This is a genomic window from Bradyrhizobium sp. 6(2017) (genome assembly GCF_011058295.2).
Classification (GTDB): domain Bacteria; phylum Pseudomonadota; class Alphaproteobacteria; order Rhizobiales; family Xanthobacteraceae; genus Bradyrhizobium; species Bradyrhizobium septentrionale.
The window spans coordinates 908,401-921,766 of sequence record NZ_CP049289.2; the positions used below are offsets into that span (position 1 = coordinate 908,401).

At 58.6% G+C, this 13,366-nt stretch carries 17 protein-coding genes; 3 read left to right on the forward strand and 14 right to left on the reverse strand.

Annotation, left to right across the window (positions count from 1 at the left end; genetic code table 11):
- Positions 1-558 precede the first annotated feature (558 nt).
- Positions 559-2,349, forward strand: coding sequence for an adenylate/guanylate cyclase domain-containing protein (locus tag G6P99_RS04265; protein ID WP_165127359.1), 1,791 nt, complete (start codon positions 559-561; stop codon positions 2,347-2,349).
- Positions 2,350-2,528: 179 nt separating this feature from the next.
- Here the strand turns inward: G6P99_RS04265 and G6P99_RS04270 are convergent, their stop codons facing one another.
- The 9 genes from G6P99_RS04270 to G6P99_RS47425 all read right to left on the reverse strand — a co-directional run bounded on the left by G6P99_RS04270 (position 2,529) and on the right by G6P99_RS47425 (position 9,890).
- On the reverse strand, positions 2,529-2,840 hold the full coding sequence (locus tag G6P99_RS04270) for a hypothetical protein (RefSeq protein ID WP_165127361.1): 312 nt from the start codon (positions 2,838-2,840) through the stop codon (positions 2,529-2,531).
- Positions 2,841-2,850: 10 nt separating this feature from the next.
- On the reverse strand, positions 2,851-3,354 hold the full coding sequence (locus G6P99_RS04275; RefSeq protein ID WP_165127363.1) for a M50 family metallopeptidase: 504 nt from the start codon (positions 3,352-3,354) through the stop codon (positions 2,851-2,853).
- Positions 3,347-3,553: a hypothetical protein gene (locus tag G6P99_RS04280; RefSeq protein WP_165127365.1), complete on the reverse strand. Its 207-nt coding sequence runs from the start codon at positions 3,551-3,553 to the stop codon at positions 3,347-3,349. Before G6P99_RS04280 ends, G6P99_RS04275 begins: the two co-directional genes overlap by 8 nt.
- Positions 3,550-4,233 (reverse strand): hypothetical protein, encoded by a 684-nt coding sequence (locus G6P99_RS04285; RefSeq protein ID WP_165127367.1) that lies wholly within the window; start codon positions 4,231-4,233, stop codon positions 3,550-3,552. The genes G6P99_RS04280 and G6P99_RS04285 overlap by 4 nt, the downstream gene beginning before the upstream one ends.
- Before the next feature lie 381 nt (positions 4,234-4,614).
- Complete coding sequence (locus G6P99_RS04290) at positions 4,615-5,070, reverse strand: cupin domain-containing protein (protein ID WP_165127369.1); 456 nt, start codon at positions 5,068-5,070, stop codon at positions 4,615-4,617.
- Between the two features lie 66 nt (positions 5,071-5,136).
- Positions 5,137-5,532, reverse strand: coding sequence for a hypothetical protein (locus tag G6P99_RS04295; protein WP_165127371.1), 396 nt, complete (start codon positions 5,530-5,532; stop codon positions 5,137-5,139).
- A 32-nt stretch (positions 5,533-5,564) separates the two neighbouring features.
- Positions 5,565-5,942, reverse strand: a complete 378-nt coding sequence (locus G6P99_RS04300) for a hypothetical protein (RefSeq protein WP_165127373.1) — start codon at positions 5,940-5,942, stop codon at positions 5,565-5,567.
- Positions 5,943-6,653: 711 nt separating this feature from the next.
- A complete protein-coding gene (locus tag G6P99_RS04305) occupies positions 6,654-9,080 on the reverse strand; it encodes a DNA topoisomerase (RefSeq protein ID WP_165127375.1) in 2,427 nt (808 codons plus the stop codon).
- A gap of 249 nt (positions 9,081-9,329) precedes the next feature.
- Positions 9,330-9,890 (reverse strand): phasin family protein, encoded by a 561-nt coding sequence (locus G6P99_RS47425; RefSeq protein WP_414645531.1) that lies wholly within the window; start codon positions 9,888-9,890, stop codon positions 9,330-9,332.
- Between the two features lie 172 nt (positions 9,891-10,062).
- Between G6P99_RS47425 and G6P99_RS04315 the strand changes: the two genes are divergently transcribed.
- Entirely contained in the window at positions 10,063-10,512 is a 450-nt protein-coding gene (locus G6P99_RS04315; protein ID WP_165127377.1) for a hypothetical protein, read from the forward strand.
- A 42-nt stretch (positions 10,513-10,554) separates the two neighbouring features.
- Here the strand turns inward: G6P99_RS04315 and G6P99_RS04320 are convergent, their stop codons facing one another.
- Positions 10,555-10,743, reverse strand: a complete 189-nt coding sequence (locus G6P99_RS04320; RefSeq protein ID WP_165127379.1) for a hypothetical protein — start codon at positions 10,741-10,743, stop codon at positions 10,555-10,557.
- A gap of 464 nt (positions 10,744-11,207) precedes the next feature.
- Between G6P99_RS04320 and G6P99_RS04325 the strand changes: the two genes are divergently transcribed.
- Positions 11,208-11,372 (forward strand): Flp family type IVb pilin, encoded by a 165-nt coding sequence (locus tag G6P99_RS04325; protein ID WP_165127381.1) that lies wholly within the window; start codon positions 11,208-11,210, stop codon positions 11,370-11,372.
- A 70-nt stretch (positions 11,373-11,442) separates the two neighbouring features.
- Here G6P99_RS04325 and G6P99_RS04330 read toward each other — a convergent pair whose 3' ends face one another.
- The 4 genes from G6P99_RS04330 to G6P99_RS04345 form a co-directional block, all read right to left on the reverse strand.
- The gene (locus G6P99_RS04330; RefSeq protein WP_165127383.1) at positions 11,443-11,715 is read right to left on the reverse strand and encodes a hypothetical protein; all 273 of its coding nucleotides are present in this window, start codon (positions 11,713-11,715) and stop codon (positions 11,443-11,445) included.
- Between the two features lie 399 nt (positions 11,716-12,114).
- Complete coding sequence (locus G6P99_RS04335) at positions 12,115-12,261, reverse strand: hypothetical protein (protein ID WP_165127385.1); 147 nt, start codon at positions 12,259-12,261, stop codon at positions 12,115-12,117.
- Positions 12,262-12,383: 122 nt separating this feature from the next.
- Positions 12,384-12,665, reverse strand: a complete 282-nt coding sequence (locus tag G6P99_RS04340) for a hypothetical protein (protein ID WP_165127387.1) — start codon at positions 12,663-12,665, stop codon at positions 12,384-12,386.
- A complete protein-coding gene (locus G6P99_RS04345) occupies positions 12,662-13,039 on the reverse strand; it encodes a response regulator (RefSeq protein WP_165127389.1) in 378 nt (125 codons plus the stop codon). Before G6P99_RS04345 ends, G6P99_RS04340 begins: the two co-directional genes overlap by 4 nt.
- Positions 13,040-13,366: the final 327 nt, after the last annotated feature.

The following is a 13,366-nucleotide window of genomic DNA, read 5'->3' on the forward strand; positions in this document are numbered from 1 at the left end:
CAGCATTCCTTGGACGGCCGAGGCACATGGTTGTCAGTGTGGCGCGGGCATGCCTTGCGAGTGCAATCGGACGGATGGGATCGATGCACCTGATGTGAGCAAGGTCATCGACCAACCGGAATAAAATGCGGCTCGGCCTTAGAGCTGGTAGAGCTACGCCGGTATTTGGATTACCGACGAGTTAGGAACGCACCAAGCAAGAATGCGACAGCAAGTGCTTGCAAGGGAGCCGCTCGGGTCGCTTCACTCAAATGATGAAGCCACCGATCATGTCGCGGCAGATGTTGCAACGCGTCGTCTTCAGCCATCTGCCGGATCGCTTCTGACGCCCGGTCAATTCGCTGCTCGGGCGTGGCGGTAGGTGCATCAGTGCTTTCGTCTGCCATGTTGCAAGTCTCCTCGCGTCAGTGACACTAACGCCCGGTGAATATCGACCGTTCCTAGACTTGCGTCGCCCATTCGGGCGATAGCTGATTGACAGCGCGGGCTTCTTCGTCAGGGCCATTGGCGAGCCGGCTCCTCCGTCGTACAATCGGGTATCCTTTGGATCGCGGGGCCATGGTGCAAGAGAGGCCAGATCGGATAGAGCGCAGGCTGTCGGCGATAATGGCCGCCGACGTAGCCGGTTATTCGCGGCTCATGCACGATGACGAGGAGGCGACGCACGCCAAGCTAAGCAGAATTTTCGCGAGCGAAGTGGGGCCTGCTGTTGCCGATCACGGCGGCCGCATCGTGAAGAACACCGGGGACGGGTTCTTGGCAGAGTTTCCAAGCGCGGTAGAAGCGGTTCGAGCTGCACTGCGGTTTCAATCCCGCATCCATGAACTTGTGGCTGGCGATCCGCAAGACGGCCGCATCGCCTTTCGCGTGGGCGTCAATATCGGCGACGTAATCGTCGAGCCCCATGACATCTTTGGAGACGACGTCAACATCGCGGCACGGCTTGAAAGCATCGCAGAAGCGGGCGGCATCTGCATCTCCTCCTCTGCCTATGATCAGGTCCGAGGCAAAGTCCGCGTTGAATTCGCCGATCTCGGCGAGCAGAACCTGAAAAACATTGCCCGACCGATCCGGGCCTATGCCGTGGTCCGGCGTATGCCTGGATCGGCGACAGAGGCCGATAGCACAACGCCCAGCTATCATTCAGTTCCGCGACAATCCATCGTCGTGTTGCCGTTCGTGAACATCGGCGGTGATCCCGAACAGGAATACTTCGCTGATGGCGTGACGGAGAGCCTGACCACAGACCTCTCGCGCATCCGCGGCTTGTTCGTGATTGCCCGGAACAGCGCGTTCTCGTACAAGGGCAAATCTACGGATGTGCGACAGGTTGGGCGCGAACTGGACGTCCGGTACGTGCTTGAAGGGTCTGTACAGCGTAGCGGCAACCGACTTCGGGTGAACGTTCAGCTTGTCGATGCCGAAACTGCCAATCACCTGTGGGCCGAACGCTTCGACAAGCCGATCACCGACCTTTTCGATATGCAGGACGAAATCGTATCGCGGCTCGCCAACACGCTAAGCACACAGATCATTGAAGCTGAGGCTCGGCGAGCGGAACGTTCGCTGCATCCCAATTCGATGGACCTCAATTTCCAAGGCAGGGCTTGGTGGCACAAGGGGCCAATCCCCGAGCACATGGCTCAGGCCCGGGGCTTTTTTGAAAGAGCATTGGCACTCGATCCCCAGAACGTCGAGGCGTTGGTCGGTATGGCAAGCGTTGATGTGGCTGTGGGCGGCGCCCTTCTGACTGACGAAAAGATCGCGTACTGTTTGGCAGCCGAAGCCAACGCGATCAAGGCGCTGTCGTTAGCCCCCGACCATGCCGAAGCCCACTTGGCTCTGGGCATGGTCTACATCTTTACAAACCGCGCCGCCCAAGGGATTGCCGAATGCGAACAGGCCGCGGTGCTCAATCCTAATATAGCCGACGTTCATAGCGCCATTGGCTTCGGAAAATGCTTGATGGGCCAGGCTGCCGAAACCGAAGGCCATATACTCGAGGCCCTCCGTCTCTCCCCTCGCGATATCGGCGCGCACTGGTGGCTATTTTGTGTAGGCAGGGCCAAGCTACAACTCGGCGCAGATGCCGAAGGAATTTCTTGGCTTCGACGCAGTATAGAAGCCAATCGCAATTTTCCTTCCGCGCATTTAGCGCTGGCCGCCGCTCTGGCGTTGATCGATGCCGTGGATGAGGCGCGGGTGGCCGCAAAGATCGGGCTTTCTCTTAATCCCGGCTTTACGATCCGCCGCTTCCGCCTTGGCGCATCAAGCGACAATCCGAGCTACCTTGAGGGGTTAGAGCGAATATGTAACGGCTTGCGCTTGGCGGGCGTGCCGGAAGACTGATGCCACTTTTGTGTTACGGACAGAGAACTCGTCTCTGTGTCAGAGCAGACGATCTGCCGCTAGGCAGCGTCCCTTTGGGCGATGCTCAAAGCAAAGGCCCCGACGCTTGCGCGTGGGGCCTTTCTAGATCATCAGGCACAAGTACATCCGTCGCGCCTTCCGATCAAACTCATCGCTGACTACACCACCTGATCATGAGCAAGCTGTGACAGCGACGCGGCGCTAGTGTGTTCACATTCCGCGCGAAACCGGCTTGCCGCCAACTCGCATTCGCGCCATTCAGACCGACGCTGATGTTCCATCGCCAGCGCCTTGCGGGTTTCAACGTCTAGGATGATCTGATCGATTTCAGCACCATCCAACGTTCGCTTGATCCGCAAAACGACAGACAACACCATCACGACATCGCCGTAACGCATCAACAGGTCGCGCGCCGCCAAATCACAGTGCGCGATGAATGCATCGATCGCCTCGTCACTGGTGCAAATCAACGACGCCAGTTCACGAGCCTGATAAGATCATCAACAGGCGCGGCGGGTTCGCCGTCGAGCAGAATGCGTTCCGCCGCCCGACCAGCCATAAACTCGATGCACTGAGTATAGACACCGCCAAAGACATCCGCCACAGGGCGACGATCCTCGCCCGCCTGTTGCATAACGGTGCGAAGCGCATCACGGACATCGGAGGCATCGCCGCGCCCTCCGTGAACGCCTCCGCGTGACCGGCACCCCAACACAGACCTTCGGAACCGCGGGCCTGGTTCACAGTCACGCCGCCGACCTCATGCCCCAACAGACGCGCGCAAACGGCGTGCCCTGCTTCATGGATCGCGATCCGCTCATCTTCATCGCATGTGCGGCCGAGCGATGTGAGCAAGCGATCGTAATCATCGACTTCCTCATCGAGGCCGCTTCCGTAGTCGGCCATGCTTCCGAGCCGGACAGCGGCCTCCACCTTGGCGAAAAAGGTCGCTGGTCCTTCCTCAGCCGGAACTTCCTCAGACATAGCCGAGCACCTTCTTTTGCCGTGCGATCATGCGCGCACGGATCGCGGCGACGGGCGAGCCCCCTGACTGCGGCATAGCGCGAGCGATCATCTCGGTCACGGCGGCCGGGATGCGGTTCTCGTCGTCAGGATCGACGACCCAACCATCGATGCGTGTGACGATTTGGTCGGGACGCCAACCGGGAGGCGCTGACTTCATGCTCGGGGCACCTCAATTTCAATCGAACGGGCTTCGGCGCTCCGATCGATGACGGTGAAGCCCGCCGCTCGCAGCACCGGATCGGGTTCGATCTGCGCTGCGATGGCGGGCTCCGAGGGTTCGATGACCGGGACAGGCCCCGGCTCTCCCGGAATTGCCTGCCGACCCTCGCGGACCGCTTCGGGCATCGCCGCTAGTTCCGCAACCGCGAAGTTGGCGGCCACCTCCACCTGAGCCGTGGTGTTCTGAACAAAGTTAGCGATCTGGTCGCTCTCGAAATGCCAAGGGCTGATCTCAGACAGGGCGTCAGCGAGCACCCGCGAGTGCTCAAGGTAGCCCGGCAACGCAGCTTTGATGGCATCGACCTGGTTGGTCAGTTTTTCCGCCGCCGCGGCGCGCTCGATGCGGTCGCGTTCAGCAGCGAACTGACGCTCGGCTTCTGCCTTCTGTTGCGCCAGCACGGCGATCGCATCGTCGATGGCTGCCAAGTCTAAGCTGGCGGTAGCGGCGGCACTTTGCACCCTGTCGAGTGCTCGTTGGTCGTCAAGATCGGCCGACAGCAACGCGTGCTGGCGGGCCTTAATCGCCTTGTCCGCTGCCGCCTGCGCCGCGACGCGCTTGATGGCGAGTTGTTCGCCGCGCTTCGCGAACGGGGCGATGACGATTTCGAGTTGGTGCATCGGAGCTTTTCGGAAGGGATTTTTCATGCAGCCAGCATAGGCCGACGCAATGTGATTTGCGTAGACCGGGCACGTGGAGCGCTCCACATTCGATGCAGGTTGTTGTGGTGCGCTCCACATTTCGGGGCGTTTGCTTGGCACGGCGGAGAAAATGACTTCGGCAGCCAGTGCTCGAGGTTCGCTTTACCCCGCTAAGCCGACTTTGATGGCTTGGCCCGCTAGGTCCGAAAAGTGCCAAGCACAGACACACAAAGCGTCACATTGCTGATGGAGAAGCGGCCGGGCATGGCAGTCTGCGCCGGTAAGCGGACAACCTATTCCTGCTGAACCCGAGCCGGCTTCGACCGGCTCGGGTTTTGCTCTTTGTTCTATTCAAGAACGCTACTTCTTGCTCGGGTCATCGTCCGGATCAACGTAAGTTATCCCGAATGGCCCTTGCGCTTGAACTTGAACGACGGAGGGACTGCTTACCCAACCGTAATGGTTCATTTTGGCAGGTGCTTCGACGTATCCGCCCGCCGTTAGCTCGATTGCTTTCTTCTCATCGAGTTTGTCGCCCATTCCGACGTGAAAGTTACCGGATATGACCGTAACGTATTCATCCGTTGGATGATTGTGAGCGGGAAATTTATAACCGCTCGGCATTTTTATGCGAATAACGAAGAGACCATCTTTGGAGGGGTCTCCTGAGAGAACGGCGACTTCCGCTCCCTTCGGAAACGTGGGAGGTGCTGGTCCCCATTTGACGTCGCCAGAGTTGATGGGCACTTTCATATCATCGGCAACGGCCGCACTACATGCCATGACGATAGCCAAAGCGATCAATCGGCGGGGCATCACTACCTCCTTTTTGGTGAAGCATCATTCTGTTCCAGTGGCGAACTAAGTCAACTGATGTTTGGCTCATGCTTCTTCATCCCCAGGGCGCAGCTCCTGCGGCTCCGACCAGACCGACCAGAATTCCCGCAGTCGGCTCTCCGCCTTCAATCGTGCGGACAAGCCGCCGCGATACTTCTGGACGTACGCGAAGAGCCGAGCGGTATCGATGATCCACACGTTCGCGCGCTTTTCGGCAAAGCGGCGGCGCAATCGCGCGGCATGGTCGATCCAGTTGTAGATCGCCTGGTCGGTTACGTCACACACGGTGGCCGCTTGGGCCACGGTCAGGAAGAAGCCCTCGCGAAGATCGTCCATTGCGTCGCCAGCCTTGCCGAACCGACGCACGCGGTCCGCAAGCCGCGCGGCTTCAGCGGACAACTGGTCAAGCTCGGCGGCGAGCGCCTTTTGCTCGTCGGTCATCTTATTCACTCTCCTTCACGTATCCATCCCGTTCACCGCCAGATCGGACGGCTCAACTCCTCTAGAACCTCGCGGCACTCCTCGTGTAGAACCAACTCGACCTCAGCACGGGAGCGTATCTCACAGATTGCCGCGAACTTGCTCGGGATCGACAGGATGCGTTCGCGGAACGCTGCGAAGATGATCTCCACCTGTCGCTGGACGGCCGATAGCGGCGCATATTCGCGGCGCCTGACGGCATTCTTCATTCGAAGTGCAGCCGCTTGCTCGTGTGCCAGTGCCGCGCGGGCTTCGCATAATGCGAGACTTAGACGCATAATCGCCGTGACGCCTTTGGCAGCTTGGCCGTCTTTGATAAGCGCGCGGGCGAACTCCTGAACGTCGTATTGGCCGCGCGGCTTCGCGGCCACGGCGCCGCGATTGAGTGCACGGTAGAACGTCGGTCGACTGATGCACGATCAGCCAGAGGAAGCGATCGAGAGCTTCAATCATGTGATGCGTCTGAGCCCTCGCGATCCCTTGTTAGTTCGCGTCTGGTATATGACAAGCTGGGCATATTTCGCGCATAAAGACTATGAGAGCGGGCGGACTTCGTGTCGCTAATCAGGCGTTGCAGAGGGCACCTGACTTCATTCACTAGCCGCTTTCACGGCCAACGCAATTCGAGCTGAGAAGCCGCTTGAAGCGAGGCAAGCAACTCGGCGACTGCTAGAATTTCAACCGGGTTTCCGAGCTTCCCAAGCGCACTATTTATTCCCCGTTAGATCACTCATCATCCGGCAAGGCATCCAGGGCGCGCTCCGCGATGCTGGCATCCCAGATTGACAGGTGCCGCTCTTTCCAAGCGTTGCCCGAAGATCCACGTTACGACCTTGGGTGCGGTCGGGACAGCCAGTCTCTAGGTGCGAGTTGCACCGACCACAAGCTGCGACCTTGGAGTAGCCGATGACCGATTCGAGCCGACGCACCGTTCTTGCAAATGGTGCTGCCGCCGCAGCGGAGACCGGTGTGCCGCAGGTATTCGCCCAAGCGGAGCCGGCGGGAACGGATCCGGGATTGCCGGCCGGCGCCAAGGTTGGCTTTTACAAAAAGGGCAATGTCCAGGGGCTCGCTGTCTATCGTTATAGCCATCCGCGTTCGCCGAATGCAGTGAGATCAACTCCCGGCGGGGCATACCATCCGCCCGAGCGATAGCGGGCCCCAAGCTTCAGCGCCATGTCCTTGTTGCCATAAGGAATCCGCAGTGGCGTGCCGGTCGCGGAACTTGCCTGAGCAATCGTCGATGCATCGGCAGCCGCCTTGGCTTTGCGCTTCCGGGAAGATTTCTTCGGAGCTGTCGATTGGCGGGCAGCCGATCGTGCGGGCTTGTGTGCGGTCTTACGACTGGGCTGGTGCAGGTTCGTTGAACTGTTCGAGGCAATCCAGGCGGACATAGCGGCGGAGTTAGCTTTGGCCTCGTCGGGAATGACGACGCCTTTCCCCTGCGCGATTTTCTTTGCATACGACAACTGGGCCGGACTGACAGGCTTGTGCTCTCCAGACGTTTCACTAGTTGCTGTCTTGGGCGCGTGTTCACTAAGAAATCTGCGGCAGACCGATATTGACGTCTTGTAGCCGGGCGGGGGCTTGATGCCCTTCTCCCGGCTGATGCTGTCGGCAAAACGTTTCATCGCAGGTGTTGGCGGATAGGCTGCGGAGTTGTTGCCAACTGCAGCACCTAACGAGGGTAGCCCTCCGGTCGCAGCGCCCTCCTTCAGCTTGCCGATGATGCGTTGAGCTACATCGCACACGGCGTCGATCGCGCCGAGCATCTCCTGCTTGCCGACAACAACATCGTCGAGCAAGCATTCCAATTGCGCAGTTACGCCGGGGTCGACCAGCGCAGGGTCAGCCTGTTTGAGAACGCCGAATAGCGAGAGGCCGGTCTCCGTCGGCAGGATGTGCTTCCCCTGGGTCATCAGAAAGCTCTGCTTCTTGAGCCCACTGATGATCTCGGCTCGGGTCGCCGGTGTGCCGATACCCTTGGCTTCCTTCAGGCGTTGCCGAAGGGCTTCGTCGTCGACGAAGCGCCAAGCATTTTGCATCGCATCGATGAGAGTGCCTTCGTTGTAACGCGGCGGCGGCCGAGTTTCCTTGTCTTCAATTTTGGAATCCTGCAGTTGTGCGGTCTCACCGTTGCGCAGCGCCGGAAGCAATTGTGCTTCATCGCCCTTTTCGTCGACGGGCCGCCAGTCCGGGAATGCTGCGCGCCAGCCGAGATCGATGGGCTGGCGGCCGGAGGCGCGGAACTCGAAGCCATGCACGTCGAGAGTTGCGGTTGTCTGCCGATAGCGGAAGTCGGGCATCAGCGCTGCCTGATAGCCCCGCGCGACGACGTCGAACAGTTTCTTCTCATCGGACGACAGACGAGGCCAGATCTCGCGCAGCTTATCGATCGTGTTGACATTGGGAATGACGGCGTGATGGCTCGCGCCCTCCAGTCCCTTATCGTAGAAACTGCCGCTTGCACCTTTGCGGATCATCGGTGGCTCAGGCAGGGGGATTGCGCTGAACGCTTGGCCTACCTGCAGTCCGGTCACGATCTTCGGAACGTCCGCTATCAAGCTCTGCGGCAGGTAGCGTACCTCCGCGCGCGGATAGGTGATGATCTTCTTGCCCTGGCCGTCATAGAGTTCCTGCGCCACCTCGAGCGTCTTGCTGGCCGGCCAGCCAAAGCGAGAGCCGCACAGTTTCTGTAGTGACGGCAAATCGTGCAGCTTGGGTGGCCCATGCCGCTTTTCTTCGACGCGCACGGCAAGCGTGCCCTCGAAGCCCTGAGCTGCATTAACGATATCCTGGGCGACCTCGCGCCGGACAATCCGCTCCTGCGGAGCGTGACGCATCTGGAATTGCCCTCCGGCAACCTTCGCGGTCGCGACAACCTCAAAATAGGCGATTGGCACGAAGTTTCGGATTTCCAGTTCGCGTGTGCAGACAATCGCCAAGGTCGGCGTCTTCACGCGACCAACCCCGATCACATGCCGAGCACCTTGCCCCAGGATGACGGTCGCGGTGCGCGTGAGCGACAGGTTGTAGATCTGGTCCGCCTGCCGTCGGGCGACGGCCGCGGCGTAAAGCCTGGCATATTCGGCATTGGATTTTGCCCGCTCGAACGCGTCGCGGATGGTCTGCGCGTCCTGCGCGGTGAACAGCACCCGGAGCACCCGGCCGCGGTAATTGTAATGCTCGAGAATTTCCTGACCGATGAGCTGGCCTTCGCGGTCGCAGTCGGTGGCGAGCCAAACCTGCCGGGCGGTGCGTAGGGCCTCTCGGATGGCTTTGAGCTTGGCGGCCTTGTTGCCGCCCTCTGCCGGGCGAGTACCGTAAAGACCCTCCGGCCGCAGGAGGATCGGCGACCAGCGTTTCCATTCTGGCACCACATCTTCCGGTTCAAGCAGATCGAACAAATGACCCTCGGCCGGGAGAACATCACCGTAGCGCGACCCAACGGCAGCCCGGATGTCTTTCGCCTGGCTGGATTTTTCCGTGATGACGACCTGATCAACCACGACGGGCTCGCGAGACATCTACTTCAAGGTGAGAACATATAGTGAACAGATTTATTTTACAAGCCGTCCTTTGAACGTCGTGCTTTCGCAGCAAGGATGTTTGGCAGACTTAATCGCACTTGTAGGCGGAACGATCGTCGGCAAACTGGTGTCGATAATTGTTGATGGCAGATCTTAAGCTCAACGCTGAGGCTCGAAGGGGGGTTCTTTTTGCCGCCGGTTTGCTTTTCGTACTGCTACTGCGAAATCCTAGCGCCGGGTTTGGGTCACATTCGCCGCGAAGCCTTCCCAAGGCCTGAAGATGAACTGCTTGGCAAGTTCGCTGTAGAGTTCACAAATCTTCTGTGACTCAGCGACAAAGTTTGCATAAGCCTGCCTTGCGAATTCGGTCTGAACCTCAATCGCCTTATCGAACGACCGCGCAGCCATGACCTTCTCGACAAAGGATCCGGTCTCCTCGAGCGACCTCTTGGTATAGTCCCTGTAGGCATTCGCGATAGTTTGAATACTGACTGGCCAGTTGTCCGCCGGTGTGACCGCGCCGATTGGGGGAGCATCCGTCGGTGCGACTTCGCCGATCAAGGGCGCATCCGCCGGGGCGGGTGCCCCGCTTGAGGGAGGCTCCGCCGGCGCAGTTCCGCCGTTCGTGACGGTGTCAATTGACGCGACCATTGCGCCGATTCGATCCTCATCCCGCTGGGCGAGCTTCGGGCTCTGCTGTTGATCATCAGGTTTCTGGTTTCGCTGGTCCGCCTTCCGGCTGCGCTGGCGTGGCTTACCGCGCGGCTTATCCTTGTGGGTCGTCGCCATTGCTGAACTCCGCTGTTCTGCATCAAACCAGACGCCAAGATACTCCGCCATGTTTGCGATGAAATCGCGGTTCTGCCTTGTTCGTTACGCGGCGTTGGTGTGGTGAACGGAACTCTGACTGGAATGCGAAGCGCAACCGCAACAGCCCTTTCCGTCCCTCTGGTAGAGGGGAATGGGCTTCGTCGAGTTGAACAAGGTCGACTACGGGCACACGCCAAGAGAATTGGAGTGGGTTCGTAACGGCGTGGAAGCAGCCCGCGAGTTGGCCGAACAGGAGGCGGAGAGGAAAGGAGGCAAGCCGCCGCGTCGGACGAACAGCGAGGCGATGGCACGCAAGCGCGAATTCAACGAGGCTGTGCGCCAACGCATCCGGGAGGTTGGCGTAGTTTGCGAACTTTCCCAAGATGACATCAAGCCCGCGCTGACAATCAAGCACCAAGATCGGCCGGTTCCGTCAGCCGCGCGTGATCAGCCTCGAATGGCTGCTGGGGAAAAGGGGGTGTCGGGAAAGAACGCCGCCGTTGAACGGATAGCCAATAACTGCAAAATGCTTTCGCCGAGTGCGCAGAAGCAAATGAAGGCGGCTATCCTCGATATGCTGGCCGAGAGGCCAAGCGAATGAAGCGCCGTCGGGAAAAAGTTGCGACGGGGTGAATGGCGCGAGTTACTCCCGTCGCCTTATCTCTTTCTTGCCCTGCGGTTGGTGATGCTCTCCGGCCTCTGCTTGTTTAGCCTTGTCGAACATCTCAAGGGCTAGAAGGTGCATGGCTCGCATCTTTACCGGATTAGATTCGGCCAGTGCCATCCGTGACGCGGTCTCGGCTTGCTTCAAGTAGTATTCGGCAGATGGCATCCCGCAACTCCCCGTGACACCCCCATAACGCATTTGAGTGATTGTCGTTCCACAGTCGCAGTTGTTCTGCGGGATTAAATTCGTTGATGCGGATCAAGGGTCGGATGGGGCCAGGGCCGTTGATTTTTGAGCAGGCACTTTCACTTTTGCAGATATCAGGAACGTACTACAGCGCTGTTCGCGGGCACTTGTCGTATGTCCGGTGGCGTCCGGCTAACGGTGCCTAAGGACGACCATAATGTAAACTTGGCCCCAGCTTTCTCGCGAGGGCCGTTTTCATCAACGAGCCACTCCGCAAAGAGCTAAAATTTCATCTTCGATTTCGCTCCATTGTCTGGAGAGTTTGCGAGCCGGCCTTTTAAGAAATTTAAGATTTTGCCCTCGATACTGACGGGACCCGCGGAGCGGGTATGCGTCACTCCAGGTTTCCAGGAAAACAAGATAAAATGAAGGGCAGGCTTACAATGAAAGCTATTTTCGTTAGGTTTTTTGCAGACGAAGCCGGCGCCACCGCCATCGAATACGGCCTGATCGCCACCGGCATCGCCATCGCCATTATCGCCGCGGTGAACGGCGTCGGTACGGCGTTGACCGGGACCTTTAACTCGGTCAGTAGCTCGCTGAAGTAATCCTGCATCGACAAACAAATTCTCAACCCTTTCGGGGCGCCAGGGCTCTCACGCCCCGAGAGTGGGTGTACTATGCCTCCGTTGAGCTGAGTTCTATCCCTGAGACCCGCTTTTCAAGGGTGGCAATTGTTCCCTTGAGATTATGGTACCGCTCATTCAGCGACCTTGCCAAAATCGAATACCTTCTGTCCGATCGGTCGAAAATCCCAGCGCGCTCTTCCTCGGCCGCGATGTCGGCTTCGATCGTCTGACAGGCGAGGACCAGATCGGTCAGTATTTTGCTGATCGTCGACTCTCGTGACTTGCTTTCGCGGGCTGTCTCAAAACGAGGGTGCATGTTCATTTTGGTGCTCCGATGTTTGAGTTCGGCACACAGAGAATAGCCGGCACCGAACTATTCACGCATGCGTCGCAAGTTGCTTGCCAATGTCGGGCCTTGGTTTTGGCGAATCCAAACGAGGTGGCCCCAGCAACCCTTGGAGGCCCTGGGGGCGATTGCTGAGGCCACATGGCCAGTCCCGCGTTAGTCGAGATTGGTCAGCCTGATCGCACACCGGATCCGGAGACGAGGCAAGCGCGAACCATAGTTCTTCGTCGCGACGCTGCGAAAACGTGGCAATATTACTACGCGGATTCACATGGGTTATCTTCATCAGAGAGCAGAAGCGCGGTGGGGAACGCACCCGATTAAAACGACGAGATGCGCTATCGAAAGTAGACACCTAGTCGCATTAGCTCGCCGCTACATGCTGGCGGTGATATCAATCCCATACCGCGCGAGAGCGAGAGATAAAACCAAGCCGATGACGCTGAACAGCGTAACAGTGGCGAGGGTGGATACCGGGCGCGAGGCGTCGAGATCTGTCGCAGGCTTCGAAAGGCTGAACATGAAACCTCCCCAAAGCAGAGGAGTGTAAGCGCCAAACCTGACGGGGGCCTGACGAAACGTTGCTGACGTCTGCGCCAGGGGCACGGGTGTATGTCATCCCGGCAACGTAGTCGCCAAGGCTGCTATCCGTTCGGCATGAATTTGGCCGAAACGATCGTCTTGCTGTCACTGGTAGGCTCAACTGAATCCTCGGAGAAAAAATTGAGTCTGCGGCTTCCCTTAAGCATGAAACAATTCACCCCCTTGCCGATGGTGCCGCCGCGCTCGCGGAATGAGTCCGCATCAAAGACGAGCGGGATCCAGCCAGCCCATCTTGCGAATTGTCTCCATGTCAGCGGATGACCCGCCGCTCCGCAGAAGGAGATCACGCGCGTTGACCGGGCGGGAAAGCGGTCATGGTTCATCTCCCAAACGGATTCACACCTCTCATGAGTTCATCAACGGTCCGGCCCAGTGCTTCAATGGTGAAGGGTTTCTGAAGTGAACGAACGTCGGCAAAGTCAGGTGGAATCCCGCTCGCGCCATAACCGGTCGAGAAAATGAAGGGGAGCTTACGCGTTCTGATAATCTCAGCCACCGGTGAACTTGATTTGCCGGCGAGATTTATATCTAGGACGGCGAAGTCGAACTCACTACTATTTGCTAAGTGAACCGCCTGTTCGAGGTGACCCGCCTCGGCCGCGACGGTGTGACCTAGCTCCTCCAGCATTTCCACAAGCATCATCCTGATCATTGCCTCGTCCTCTACGACGAAGACAGAATAGGCTGGCCCGGTCATGTGGAATGGTTACCTTTTGTCGGATGAAATCACCCTCGTAAGCTTAGCCGGCTGCGCGCGTGTCGCACCTCAATTCGGGCGTTAAGCTTGATGTCCGCATTGCAGGTTAAATCTGGAACGATGTTTTAGGCCGGTCGGTGAGACCGGGCTATTCGTGCCATCGTCCCATCACACACACCAGAAGGTCAGGCGACGCAACGCTGCCATATCGGCAATGAAAAGGCCGCAGGCATTTGCGCGCTGCGGCCTGTTCCGGGAAAATTGAATGTCCGTGCAATCACTATACTTCCAGCCCGGTTAAGATCTAGGCTGCCGCAAGGATTTCGA

Coding starts and splice junctions, on each gene's coding strand:
- G6P99_RS04265 (WP_165127359.1), top strand. CDS start 559: ATGGTGCAAGAGAGGCCAGATCGGATAGAGCGCAGGCTGTCGGCGATA.
- G6P99_RS04275 (WP_165127363.1), bottom strand. CDS start 3,354: ATGTCTGAGGAAGTTCCGGCTGAGGAAGGACCAGCGACCTTTTTCGCC.
- G6P99_RS04280 (WP_165127365.1), bottom strand. CDS start 3,553: ATGAAGTCAGCGCCTCCCGGTTGGCGTCCCGACCAAATCGTCACACGC.
- G6P99_RS04285 (WP_165127367.1), bottom strand. CDS start 4,233: ATGCACCAACTCGAAATCGTCATCGCCCCGTTCGCGAAGCGCGGCGAA.
- G6P99_RS04290 (WP_165127369.1), bottom strand. CDS start 5,070: ATGCCCCGCCGATTGATCGCTTTGGCTATCGTCATGGCATGTAGTGCG.
- G6P99_RS04295 (WP_165127371.1), bottom strand. CDS start 5,532: ATGACCGACGAGCAAAAGGCGCTCGCCGCCGAGCTTGACCAGTTGTCC.
- G6P99_RS47425 (WP_414645531.1), bottom strand. CDS start 9,890: ATGGCGACGACCCACAAGGATAAGCCGCGCGGTAAGCCACGCCAGCGC.
- G6P99_RS04315 (WP_165127377.1), top strand. CDS start 10,063: ATGGGCTTCGTCGAGTTGAACAAGGTCGACTACGGGCACACGCCAAGA.
- G6P99_RS04320 (WP_165127379.1), bottom strand. CDS start 10,743: ATGCCATCTGCCGAATACTACTTGAAGCAAGCCGAGACCGCGTCACGG.
- G6P99_RS04325 (WP_165127381.1), top strand. CDS start 11,208: ATGAAAGCTATTTTCGTTAGGTTTTTTGCAGACGAAGCCGGCGCCACC.
- G6P99_RS04330 (WP_165127383.1), bottom strand. CDS start 11,715: ATGAACATGCACCCTCGTTTTGAGACAGCCCGCGAAAGCAAGTCACGA.
- G6P99_RS04335 (WP_165127385.1), bottom strand. CDS start 12,261: ATGTTCAGCCTTTCGAAGCCTGCGACAGATCTCGACGCCTCGCGCCCG.
- G6P99_RS04340 (WP_165127387.1), bottom strand. CDS start 12,665: ATGAACCATGACCGCTTTCCCGCCCGGTCAACGCGCGTGATCTCCTTC.
- G6P99_RS04345 (WP_165127389.1), bottom strand. CDS start 13,039: ATGACCGGGCCAGCCTATTCTGTCTTCGTCGTAGAGGACGAGGCAATG.